This window comes from Psychromonas ossibalaenae ATCC BAA-1528 (assembly GCF_000381745.1).
GTDB lineage: Bacteria > Pseudomonadota > Gammaproteobacteria > Enterobacterales > Psychromonadaceae > Psychromonas > Psychromonas ossibalaenae.
The window spans coordinates 13,906-26,099 of record NZ_KB906990.1 but is presented as its reverse complement, the minus strand read 5'-3'; the positions used below and the strand labels follow the sequence as shown (position 1 = coordinate 26,099).

The following is a 12,194-nucleotide window of genomic DNA, read 5'->3' as shown; positions in this document are numbered from 1 at the left end:
AAAAGTATTTAATAGCTTTACTCGGACAAGTGCCGGTTAGCACAGCAGGCTGTAATAGAACGTTTTTTATGCGTTTACACAGATTAGTTTGAAACGGCATATGTTTTTGAGATCATTTTGTCGCTTTGTAAAGTCCTGCTGTATATGCTTGTCGGCATTCAAATATGGCGGTTATATTCAGTCGTCTCAAGGTGCAGGTAAAAGAAATAAGCATTCTACTTTGCTTGGTTCGGCATCCATGAAAACTGCGAATCTGCATCTTTAAGCGGGTTGCTTGTATATTATTATCAGCATAAGGAAAAGCAAATGACGTTTGCCAGCGGCATTCCGGATAATAGAAAAATGTTTGTGATATTTCGTATGGAGCCAGGCTCGTTGGGGCCCGACGGCAGTGAATACATCAATGAATTCTGTGATTTTGCACAAATGCAGCTGCAGGCCTGTGCTAGTCCCTATATAAAGTGGTCAATTGTACCTCGATTAGATAAAAGCTTAGCTGAAATGGAATTTCAAGTTTCGTCTAAAAAATTAACACGAAGCAAAGCAGGGCAGTATCTGAATGTATTCGGTGAAGATTTAGATCATTTCGAAGAGTTATTAGAAGATAACCTTGAAGCAATTATCAACCAGTATTTTGGCCGTTAGTATATTGCGTTAAATAATTTTGCAGAGGCCATTGCAGATAAACCTCTAAGACTTAAGTATGAAAAATTATGTTAAAAAAGATTAAAGTAACGCAGCTGCGTGTCGGTATGTATATAAATGACCTAAAATGCGGCTGGATGAATCATCCATTTACGGTTAATCGTTTTAAAATAAAATCTGATAGTGAGATTCGACAGATTATTGCAGCCGGTGTAAAAGAGATTGAGATAGATATAAAAAAAGGACTAGATATATTTGTCGAAAAACGTAAAGCGGAAAACGGCCCGTTACGTAAGGTGGTTGATCAGCGTAGTGAAAATCTGCCTGTAAAAGTCAGTGTAATGCAGGAACTAGGTCCGGCAAAAATCGCATTTGCTGAAGCAGGTGAATTTATCACTGATATGATGGCTAATGCAAAAATGGGGCAGCATGTAGAATTAGAACAAGTGAACCCAGTTATCAATAAAATGAGTGCCTCAATTTTACGTAATCCCAATGCCTTATTAGGCCTGTCACGCATTAGGGCAATGGATAAATATACCTTTGAACATTCGGTAAGCTTTTCCGTCCTATTGATGTCCTTTGCAAAAAGTATGGGGTTATCTATTGAAATAATCAATAACGTAGGTATTGGCGGACTGCTGCATGATATAGGCAAAACCTTAACGCCGGATGAAATTCTCAATAAACCCGGGAAATTAACCGACGAAGAATTCGTTATCATGAAAAAACATGTCGTTGACAGTCGCCTGATATTAGAAAAAACCAAAGGTCTGTCGCAGGTATCCATGGATATCGCCGCCCAGCATCATGAGAAATTTGACGGTAATGGTTATCCACTTGGTTTAAAAGGTGAGCAGATAAGTGTTTACGGGCAGATGGCTGCTATTGTGGATGTTTATGATGCACTGACTGCGGATCGTTGTTATCACGTAGGAAAAGAGCCTTCGGAAGTGTTAAAGCTGCTGTTAAAATGGAGCGGTACGCATTTTAATCCGGCTTTAGTGCGCAAATTTATTCAGGCTGTGGGTATTTATCCCGCCGGTAGTTTAGTTCTGTTAAGTAACCAGCATTTAGCAACCGTTATTGATATCAGTGACAATATGCTTAAGCCGCAGGTTGAAGTATTTGTTAATACCAAAAAACGCTGTTATGTGCCGAGAAAACTGATTAATTTAGCAGAGCAGGATGAGATTAAAATATTAAGCATAGAATCCTATGTTAAGTGGAATATAAAGCATTAGCAGCAGCACTGTACTAGACCCGGAACGATAAGCGCCGGGTTAGCTCTCCTTAACTGAATAATTCATCCGCCGGGAATTTCACCTTAGTTAAGGCTCTGATCTGCGTGATCACGTCTGCTGTCTGCTTAGAGCGTAAAACCGTCTTTTCATCCATTTTCCCCTGCTGAATCTGCTGTGCAAAAAAGTCGGCTTCGTAAACCATGCTGTTTTCCGGCTGAGGTAGAGTGAGATCGGTAATCTGTTGTTTCTGATGCAGGTTGACCTGCTCACACAGTGAAATATGCTTGATAACCAGGTTACCTTGTTCACCTTGTATTTCGCTGGGCAGTACCGAGTCACTTATTTTTGAATGATCAATACTGACAGTAAACTGCCCGTAATTGAGCAGAACAGCTCCTGCTCCGTCAACCCCAGAGTCAAGCAGGGTTGCTGTTGCGAGAATCTGCTCCGGTTTGCCAAACAGTGCAACGGTAAATGCCACACAGTAATAACCAATATCCATAATCGATCCGTTAGAATACTCTGGGTTAAAGGTATTTGGGTTTTCGCCGTTTAAATATTTTTGGTAGCGTGATGAATACTGGCAGTAATGAATATGTGCCTTGCGCAGTTTTCCAAGTTTAGCAATGTTGTTTTTTATCTGCACAAAGTTCGGCAGACAAGCGGTTTTATAGGCTTCGAATAAAACGACATTATTATCAACAGCCGTCTGATAAAGAATTTCAACCTGCTTCGCGTTTGATGCTAAAGGCTTTTCACAAATAACATGTTTGCCTTGATTTAACATCATTAATGCTTGTTCAAAATGCAGTGAGTTCGGACTTCCTATATATACTGCCTGTACCGTATCGCTTTTGCTTAACTTATTGAGGTCATTGAAACAGTTTTTAACCTGATACTTGGCTGCAAATTTTTCAGCTGTTTCGATATGACGGGAATATACTGCGTTAAGCTGTAGTTTGTTATTTATTAAGGTGGCATTAACAAATTCTTCGCTGATCCAGTTGGTGCCGATAACTGCAAAATTAATCATTTTATAAAATCCCGGTTAGTAGGGCCTGTTTATCTTTGAAAATTGCGCCTGTTGAGCCTGAAAGCTGCTCAATCAAGGCGCGAAGAATGAAGTTTAGTGTTCTAAATGAGTGATGAGCAACGCAGAGTGAGGGATTTTCAGCCTCAACCCGAAGGGCAGGGGCTATTTATACACTCAACTGTGTTATCAGTCATTAATGTAGAGTGACTACACTGCATGACTTCTGCCTTGCTGAGCATAAAAATAGCCTACAGCAGGAACAAAGAGCAAAGATAAACAGGCCCTTATTACATGAAAGTGGATATTAACAATCATGAAGCTCGATTAAAATCATTAAATATGCTGAAATGCATCCATAATTGTATAAAACTAAAAAGAAAATTATGAATTCAAATTTATCGTCAATTGCTTCGCAGCTGGCTGCTGAATCTTCAGTGACAGTGGCTCAGGTTAATGCTTTTGTTTCACTCTACGATGATGGTAATACCGTGCCGTTTATTGCGCGTTACCGCAAAGAGGTCACCAACGGGCTCGATGATGTACAGCTTCGTTTATTAGAAACGCGTCTTACCTATCTTCGTGAATTAGCGCTGCGCAGAACTGCGGTTTTAAAAGCGCTAAGCGAGCAGGGCAATCTATCTGATAAATTAAAAGGGCAGATAAATGCAGCATCCGATAAAACCACGCTTGAAGATTTATACCAGCCTTTTAAAAGTAAACGAATCAGTAAAGGGCAGTTAGCGATAGAAGCCGGACTGGAACCGCTTGCGGACAAGTTATGGTTTCAGAGTGAAGCTGATGCAGAATTGCTGGCCAAACGCTATATAAACAACAGCAAAGGTTTTCCTGACACAAAAAGCGTATTGACTGGTGCGCAGATCATCATAGTTGAACGAATTTCGTCTGATGTAACACTGCTGGAAAAATTACGTAAGCATTTGTTTAATAATGCAGCCCTGGTTTCTGTGGTGGTTAAAGGGCAGGAGCAGAATGCATTAAAATTTAAAGATTATTTTGAATTTCAACAAGCCCTGAAGAAAATATCTTCACATCGTTTATTAGCACTGCTGCGCGGTAAAAGCGAAGGATTGTTAAAACTTAAGCTTAATGCGGATCCCAAGCAGGATAAGAGTATTAAAGACTCCTATTGTGAAACATTGATAGCGAACCATCTAGGCTTTTCGTTAAAAAGTCTGGCGCCAGACTGCTGGCGAAAGGCCGCTGTCAAAAAGGCCTGGAAAAGTAAAATATCGACACTTCTGGAAACACAGCTAATCTCATCAATGAAAGAAACAGCATTTGACAGTGCCATTGATATTTTTGCCGGTAATTTAAAAGAGCTGCTGATGGCGGCACCTGCCGGCAGGAAAGTAGTACTCGGGTTAGATCCGGGGCTGCGCACCGGTTGTAAAGCAGCTGTAATCAGTGAAACAGGCAAGCTGCTCGATTTTGCAACCATCTATCCCCATGCACCTGCTTTGAAAGTAGATCAGTCAGCACATGAGATCATAAAACTGATAAAAAAACACAAAGTGAATCTAATCGCTATCGGTAACGGTACCGCATCGCGGGAATCAGATAGTTTTATCCGAGATCTGCTTCAGGATAACGATTTAACTATTCCTAGCTTAATCGTTAGTGAAGCAGGGGCATCGGTTTACTCTGCTTCAGAGCTTGCGTCACAGGAATTTCCGGATCTTGATGTTTCCATTCGAGGGGCCGTTTCAATTGCCCGCCGTCTCCAGGATCCATTAGCTGAGCTGGTCAAAATTGATGCAAAAGCGATCGGGGTTGGTTTATATCAGCACGATCTTAATCAGACTAAACTGGCTAGACGTCTGCAGACTGTGGTAGAAGACTGTGTAAATGCAGTCGGCGTCGATTTAAACAGTGCATCAGTGTCTTTATTGAGTTTTATTGCCGGATTAAATAAAACCATTGCGCAGAACATTGTGGATTACCGTGATGTTCACGGCGCTTTTAAATCTCGAAATGTGCTCAAAAAAGTTGCACGTTTAGGTGACAAAGCTTTTCAGCAGTCAGCGGGTTTTTTACGTATTAGTGAAGCAGCCAATCCTTTAGATAATTCAGCGGTGCACCCGGAAGCTTACGCACTGGTTAAGGAAATAGCCTCACAACAGGGCAGACAAGTTAGAGAGCTGGTCAATAACCCGGTTTTACTAAACAATATTAATGCCGAACAGTTTGTCACAACACAGTTCGGTCTGCTCAGTATCAGAGATATCCTCAGTGAACTTACTAAACCCGGACGAGATCCTCGTCCTGAGTTTAAAACGGTCAGCTTCGCAGAGGGAATTAACAAACCAGCTGATCTGCTTAACGATATGGTGTTACAAGGTGTTATCTCTAATGTAACCAGTTTCGGCGCTTTTGTAGATATTGGTGTACATCAGGATGGACTCGTGCATATTTCACAGCTTGCCGATAAGTTTGTCAGTGATCCTTTTCAGATTGTAAAAGCAGGGCAGATAGTTAAAGTACGGGTTGTAGAAGTTGATCTGCAACGCAATAGAATTGCATTAAGTATGCGCCTTCAGCATAGTTAAAAAGCGAGTTTAAAGTACGGGTTGTAGAAGTTGATCTGCAGCGCAATAGAATTGCATTAAGTATGCGCCTTCAGCATAGTTAAAAAGCGAGTTTCAAGTCCGAGTTGTAGAAGTTGATCTGCAGCACAATAGAATTGCATTAAGTATGCGCCTTCAGCATAGTTAAAAAGCGAGTTTCAAGCCCGAGTTGTAGAAGTTGATCTGCAGCGCAATAGAATCGCGTTAAGTATGCGTGTTAATAATGAGAATAAATAGTGAAACTTAGTTTACGTCTGCAGCAGATAGACAGCATGGTTAACAGAGAATATGATCATATTTGGGACTGCTGCTGCGACCATGGATTTTTAGGTATAAATCTACTTCAACGCCGGGCCGCGAAAACAGTGCATTTTGTTGATATTGTGCCGGATCTTTTAAAGCAGATAGAAGATAGGCTCAACAGTGACTTTGCAAAAAAGCTTCAGCTCAATACATGGCATGCCCATTGTGTTGATGCGGCTGCCTTACCCGTTGATTTGTATTCAAATGAGCCGCTTAAAGACAAGCATCTGGTTATTATAGCCGGTGTCGGCGGCGAGCTGCTGATTGAGCTGATGTTATCTTTACTAGAGCGGTTTTCAGATTACCAGGTCGAGTTTCTATTATGTCCGGTTCACCATAACTATAAAGTCAGGCAGTTTTTAATAGAGCAAAAGCTGGGTTTGATTAATGAGTCTCTTATTTGTGACAACAAACGTTATTATGAAGTACTGCATGTCGCGGTCGATGCTCCGCTGCCTGTCTCTAATGTGGGGTCAATCATGTGGGATTTTAACAATAAAAATCACATTAACTATCTGGACAAAACTATTCAACATTACCAGCGAATCGCGAAAAGTCCGGTAAACAATACGCAGACAGTGATCGAACAGTACCAAAGGCTGTATCAATAATAATTTACCTTCAGATGTTTCGCGCGAAAGTTCACCATGCTCCACTTTATTGCAGCATCCGGGCGAAGCTCTGAATTTGCGTCTTGAAGTCGTTTGGGTATATACTCTGCGCCCGTTTTGCCAGATATGAGTTATTAATGCGCCTGCTTAAATCCACCGTTCATCCTGATATCACTTGTTTAGATCAAAGTACCTTTACCCGCACGGCCGCCCGCGCGATTATTTTAAAAGGTGATAAAATTTTAATGCTTTATACAGAGCGTTATCATGACTACACTCTGCCCGGCGGGGGTGTTGATGCTGGTGAGAACCTGGAGCAGGGATTAATTCGTGAACTGCAGGAAGAAACCGGTGCACAGAATATCCGCAATATCGAAGAGTTCGGCTTATATGAAGAGTATCGTCCCTGGTATAAAGACGATTTCGAGATCATGCATATGAAATCCTACTGCTATGTTTGTGATATTGACAGCCGTCTCGGCAAAACAAAGCTGGAAGATTACGAAATCAAAAACGGTATGAAAGCAGTCTGGTTGGATGTCAACGATGCGATCAAACATAATGAGCATACTATTAAAAACAGTGCCAAGAAGGGCATGTCCATAGAGCGTGAAACCTTTCTATTAAAACTGATTGCCGAGGAACTGCTTCCGCAGGCCAAGGAGCAGAAAGCGGGTTGATTAATAGAGCAGTTTCATTAACTCGGAGAGGTTTAAAAATTGGGTGTTGGCTAGCGGCAGCTAGTTATTCGATATAGGTTTGTTTATCGAGAACAAACTCTATGCCGTACATCGACATTGCATCTTTAGTGGTTTGGTTCTGCTGCAGTGTTGCACATAAACTGACTTCCTGTTTTTTTGCCTGATCGATAAAACCCAGTAATTCGTCTGAGGGATTGCCGAGCAGCTGGTGGCTTAACTTCTCAGAGAGAATTAAATCTGAAACGGGAAAATTATTCAGAACATCGATGGAAAGCTGAGTTTCATCGTGTACCAGCCAGTAAATTCGGATTGAAGATAGGCGCGCCATCACTAAGGATGCAAAAAATACCGAGCTTGTCTGAATTTTTTCCGGATACTCGATGCACAGATCAATCTCTTCTAGTGACGTATTTAACCCTGCGGCTAATTCATTTTTGAGATCCCGTTTGATGCCATCGGGAAACCAGTCCTGCAGGCTGCGAGCACTGATTATTTTACGCGAATCTTGTTTCTCCGGTAGTGCTGCAATTTGATTTTTACTCATTCCAAACAGACAAAAATAACTGTTTAGCGTCTGTCTCTCAAGATTATACAAGCCGTAAGCACCCGTTTTAACCGGCTCTTCATTTATCCAGTGTTTAAGATAAACTTTAGAAAACAGGGACTCCAATAACTGCGACCACTGTTTTTGATCCGGGACGCAGGTCAGGCTGGCTAAGATAGTAAAACCATAGTTTTTAGTGAGCTGGTAAGCAGCCCTGCAAACATTTGCCGGCAGCTTACCGAACAGAAGTACAATAGGAAATTCATTGCGTGCGGATAACTGTGTAAGGATGTCGATCAGATGCAGTTCATTAACCGTCAAATCGATAATTAATAACTGTTGATTGTTAATTTTTTTCTGTGCATTTTTATTATCAAAATATTCCACGTGCTGCAGGCCTATTTCACTAAAAGCCGCCTGATGCTTTTTTTTCTGAATTGGATTATCGGCAATAAAAGCTACCCGGTACATCTCCAGCCACTGCTTAAAAATATGCGCGACGTGCAGCTGCCAGCGATCCAGATTAACAGTAAGTTGTTTAAGGCTGCTGCAGTATTCGAAAGTGGACAGATCAATATCCATACTCGGCATTCTTCCCACCCAGAAAACATGAATATCTGCGCGAATTTTTAGTAGTTTAAGCAGTTTGTCTAACAGGGGCTCAGATTCTATATGATCAGGTAAAATCAGTGCGATGCCGCGCGGGCTGGCAGTGATCATCAATATTAGCTCTTCAAGATTCTCAGACGGATAGACCGAATAATTATCGAACTCAAGGGTTAGTTGAAATGAATAAACAGCAACGTTATTATTTTTTTTCTGAACAGACTGCGTTGCCAGGAACGCCAGTTCCTGTTCTGTCAATATTGAACCTTGCTGTTTAATTATCGGCATATACTACCTACAGTTATTCCTGTTCGCTCGAATCGATCGGAAATTCCGGTAAAGCTGTTCCGTCGTTATTCGGGTAAACAATAAATTCACCATGATATTTAACTTTAGATTTGTAGTCTGTTATTTTATATAACAGTAGATCCTGTGCAAATGCTAAGTCAATGATTTCCTGCTGCGTACCGCGAATGTACAAAGAAATTGGTTTTATCAGTGTTCCCTGTGAATCAAAACAAGTGCTGATCTGCTCTGCACAGACAATTAACGATTGTTTACCACCGCTGTGACGATTTAGCTTATCACCGACCGGCAGATCTGTTGTTACCATCCACTGATCATCAGTTAGTGCAGCGTAAAGCGCATTAAGTTGTTCAACACTTACTGGCTGTACTTGCTTTTCTGCATTTAAAACCTGGCTGTAGCATTTCTCTAAATAGATAAACTGCCTTTTTAAACCTGCATTTTTACCCAGACTGCGGGCCTGACGCTGCCATCCTTTTAATGTTTCTAAAACAACACTGTCAAAACGTTTTTGTTTCATGGCAGTGGTGACCCATGCCCCCAGATAATGTGCTTCACTGAGCGGGTTTTGCGGCGTTCTTCCTGAGACCTGAGAAGCTGATAATTCAGTGAGCGCGCTAGTGATTAGTTTATATATTTCCTGAGAGAAGAGAACCATGTAATTCCTATTTTGCTTCGTAAAATGAAGACATATTAAAATAACCGTAATAAAACGGTGCAGGTTAAAATTATGACAGGCAATAAACACACTCACAAGTAGATAAATGCAACTAATTGCAATGTTTTTGTAAGGCAGCTGCACTGCATCAGTAAAATGAGATATTAGGTTAAATTAAAATGGATAATTACTTTTATAATAAGTATTTGTTTCACACAACTGAGGTGATTATGCACAGTGTTAAAAAGACAACTGTTTCACTGGTATTAGGAAGCGGTGGTGCGCGCGGGCTTGCTCATATCGGTATTATTAAGTGGTTAGTAGAAAATAACTATGAAATACGCTCTATTTCCGGGTGTTCGATAGGGGCACTTATCGGCGGCGTGTATGCAGCCGGAAAATTAGATATTTTTGAAAAGTGGATTTGTGAAATAGACAAACTGGATATTATTTCCCTGCTGGATATTTCATGGAAGTCCAGCGGCTTAGTACGCGGTGATAAAGTCATCAATACGTTAGTTGAGTTATTAGGTGATCAGCAGATTGAAGAGCTGGCTGTCAGGTATACGGCAGTTGCCGCTGATATCAAAAATGAAAAAGAGGTGTGGATAAATTCAGGATCTCTTTTTGATGCTATTCGGGCATCAATATCCCTGCCTTTGTTTTTTACTCCTGTAACACGCAATGGAGTTGAACTGATCGACGGAGGAGTACTCAACCCTGTACCAATCGCTCCTACTTTCAGTGACGATACAGACCTGACTATTGCTGTAAATCTTGGCGGAACAGTCACAGAAGCCCCAATTGAACTATCAAAACAACAGCAGTCAAAGCCCGGTTCACAGGGGCTGAAAATTCATGAAAGTATTTACCAATTCATCAGCCGTTTCCGAAGTGAGAAAAAGGAACAGAAAGCGCAGGACTGGGATGCCTATGATATTGCTAACCAGGCATTCGATGCCATGCAGAGTACCATAGCACGTCAGAAATTAGCCGCCTACCCGGCGGATTATAATATTGAAATAGCCAGAAACGCCTGCGGTACACTGGAATTTGACCATGCTTGTGAAATGATCGCATTAGGCTATAAAAAAGCGCAGCATTACCTGCCCTAAAAAGTTTAATAAGTGATATGTTTACTTAAACTTGACTGATATATATTAAATATCAAAGTCAATGGACTAAACTGTATATATTTATAACAGGATAACTAAGCATCATGGATATGATCAGGAATAATAAAGCACAAGAGATTGATGTTTCATCTTATCTTGAACATCATTCGGATCTGCAGGGGAAAATACATGAAATTCGTAAGGATCTAAGTAAGTCTTTTCCTTTTATTAACCGGGTTGCTATCGCACTTTATGATGTAGAGAGAGATGTGATTAAAACCCATGCTTTTGATGAAGACCGACCGTCAGATCTGCATAACTATGAAGCGATCCTGTCTGAATGCAGCTCTCTTCAGCATTTAGCCTCCTGTGCACAGGAAAGGGTAGTTAATGATATTTCAATATTTGATCACAGCAGCCATACTCATACAGCATTAGTACGCCAGGCAGGCTATCTTTCAAGTCTCACCATCCCTTTATTACTGGAAGGTCAGCTGCTTGGCTTTTTATTTGTCAATTCAAGAACTAAAAATGTGTTTACGGAAGAGGTCGTACAAAGGTTAAGGCTGCTGTCTATGGTAATAACCCTGCTGCTGCATCGGGATACCGCTCGAATTAATGTACTTAAATCAACAATTGAATCAATGAAAATCATCAGCTCTCACCGCGATCCGGAAACTGGAGAGCATCTACAGAGAATGGCCAGTTATTCATTATTGATTGCGCGGGAAATTGCTGATATTTATGAGCTTTCAGATCTGTTTATCAGTTATATATATCTTTATGCGCCGATGCATGATTTAGGTAAGTTAGCCGTACCTGATCATATACTTTTAAAAAACGGGTCGCTGACGGATAAAGAGTTTTCTGTTATGCAGGGTCATACGGCTAGCGGCGATGACTTGATTAAGAAACTGATTGAAGTGTATAAACTCTCCGACCTTCCGTTTATCAGTTCTCTTATAACCATTGTCCGCTCCCACCATGAGAAAATAGACGGCACGGGTTATCCTGACCATTTAACTGCTCACCAGATTGAGATAGAGGCCCGCATTGTTGCAGTAGCTGATATATTTGATGCATTAACCAGCGAGCGCCCTTACAAAAAAGCCTGGACAATAGATGATGCCTTCGCGGAGTTAAAACGCCTATCGGGTATAAAATTAGACAGTGATTGTGTTAATGCGCTGCTTAATAATAGATCTAAAGTGCTGAAAATTATGGATTCATTTAAAGACGCTTGTGATTGATCGTGATCAGGCTTACTGTCTTTAATACCTGAGTATAATACTCGGGATTTGTTGAATTCTTACTGGGACAGTTATGGATAGTGTTAATAGTTATATTTTTGCGCGTGCAGTACATATTTTTGCCGTTGTGTTGTGGATAGGCGGAGTGGCGTTTGTTACCACTGTTTTAATCCCTTCTTTAAAACAGATCCCGGATATTCACAACCGTCTTGAGCTGTTTGAAAAACTGGAAGGAAAATTTTCTATTCAGGCACGGATCACTACAGTACTGACGTTTGTATCCGGTGTTTACCTTATAGAAACAATGCAGATCTGGGACCGTTTTCTACAAGTTGAATTCTGGTGGATGCATCTTATGGTGCTGGTCTGGCTGCTCTTCACCCTGGTATTATTCGTATTTGAACCGTGGTTTTTACATGACTGGTTTAGAAAGCAGGCACTGATTGACAGTGATAAAACTTTTCGCCGTGTGCAGCTGATGCACATAGTATTATTGAGCATCAGTTTAGTGACTGTTGTTGGTGCTATGTTTGGTGCACACGGTTATCGATTTTAATTTTAAACAACGGCAGTGTTAATGTTGTCGCAGACAT

11 protein-coding genes are annotated in these 12,194 nt (G+C 41.0%); 8 read left to right on the top strand and 3 right to left on the bottom strand.

Translation table 11 applies throughout. The features are described from left to right. Window positions 1-306: 306 nt before the first annotated feature. Both G327_RS0112630 and G327_RS0112625 read left to right on the top strand, forming a co-directional pair. Window positions 307-645: a hypothetical protein gene (locus G327_RS0112630; RefSeq protein WP_019615150.1), complete on the top strand. Its 339-nt coding sequence runs from the start codon at window positions 307-309 to the stop codon at window positions 643-645. Between the two features lie 68 nt (window positions 646-713). Continuing rightward, window positions 714-1,889, top strand: a complete 1,176-nt coding sequence (locus tag G327_RS0112625; protein ID WP_019615149.1) for an HD-GYP domain-containing protein — start codon at window positions 714-716, stop codon at window positions 1,887-1,889. Window positions 1,890-1,938: 49 nt separating this feature from the next. Here G327_RS0112625 and G327_RS0112620 read toward each other — a convergent pair whose 3' ends face one another. Beyond that, window positions 1,939-2,922: a Gfo/Idh/MocA family protein gene (locus G327_RS0112620; RefSeq protein WP_019615148.1), complete on the bottom strand. Its 984-nt coding sequence runs from the start codon at window positions 2,920-2,922 to the stop codon at window positions 1,939-1,941. A gap of 383 nt (window positions 2,923-3,305) precedes the next feature. Here G327_RS0112620 and G327_RS0112615 point away from each other — a divergent pair, with 383 nt between their 5' ends. From G327_RS0112615 to G327_RS0112605, 3 genes are all read left to right on the top strand, one after another. Continuing rightward, complete coding sequence (locus tag G327_RS0112615) at window positions 3,306-5,489, top strand: Tex family protein (protein ID WP_019615147.1); 2,184 nt, start codon at window positions 3,306-3,308, stop codon at window positions 5,487-5,489. Between the two features lie 254 nt (window positions 5,490-5,743). Next, complete coding sequence (locus tag G327_RS0112610; RefSeq protein WP_019615146.1) at window positions 5,744-6,421, top strand: tRNA (adenine(22)-N(1))-methyltransferase; 678 nt, start codon at window positions 5,744-5,746, stop codon at window positions 6,419-6,421. Window positions 6,422-6,558: 137 nt separating this feature from the next. Further along, the gene (locus G327_RS0112605) at window positions 6,559-7,101 is read left to right on the top strand and encodes an NUDIX hydrolase (protein ID WP_019615145.1); all 543 of its coding nucleotides are present in this window, start codon (window positions 6,559-6,561) and stop codon (window positions 7,099-7,101) included. A 64-nt stretch (window positions 7,102-7,165) separates the two neighbouring features. Here G327_RS0112605 and G327_RS0112600 read toward each other — a convergent pair whose 3' ends face one another. Both G327_RS0112600 and G327_RS0112595 read right to left on the bottom strand, forming a co-directional pair. Next, window positions 7,166-8,560, bottom strand: a complete 1,395-nt coding sequence (locus G327_RS0112600) for a hypothetical protein (protein WP_019615144.1) — start codon at window positions 8,558-8,560, stop codon at window positions 7,166-7,168. Window positions 8,561-8,573: 13 nt separating this feature from the next. Continuing rightward, window positions 8,574-9,236 (bottom strand): DUF2913 family protein, encoded by a 663-nt coding sequence (locus G327_RS0112595; protein ID WP_019615143.1) that lies wholly within the window; start codon window positions 9,234-9,236, stop codon window positions 8,574-8,576. Between the two features lie 230 nt (window positions 9,237-9,466). Here G327_RS0112595 and G327_RS0112590 point away from each other — a divergent pair, with 230 nt between their 5' ends. The 3 genes from G327_RS0112590 (at window position 9,467) to G327_RS0112580 (ending at window position 12,157) form a co-directional block, all read left to right on the top strand. Beyond that, window positions 9,467-10,351, top strand: coding sequence for a patatin-like phospholipase family protein (locus G327_RS0112590; protein WP_026339347.1), 885 nt, complete (start codon window positions 9,467-9,469; stop codon window positions 10,349-10,351). A gap of 104 nt (window positions 10,352-10,455) precedes the next feature. Continuing rightward, entirely contained in the window at window positions 10,456-11,601 is a 1,146-nt protein-coding gene (locus G327_RS0112585) for an HD-GYP domain-containing protein (RefSeq protein ID WP_019615141.1), read from the top strand. A gap of 73 nt (window positions 11,602-11,674) precedes the next feature. Beyond that, on the top strand, window positions 11,675-12,157 hold the full coding sequence (locus G327_RS0112580; RefSeq protein ID WP_019615140.1) for a hypothetical protein: 483 nt from the start codon (window positions 11,675-11,677) through the stop codon (window positions 12,155-12,157). Window positions 12,158-12,194: the final 37 nt, after the last annotated feature.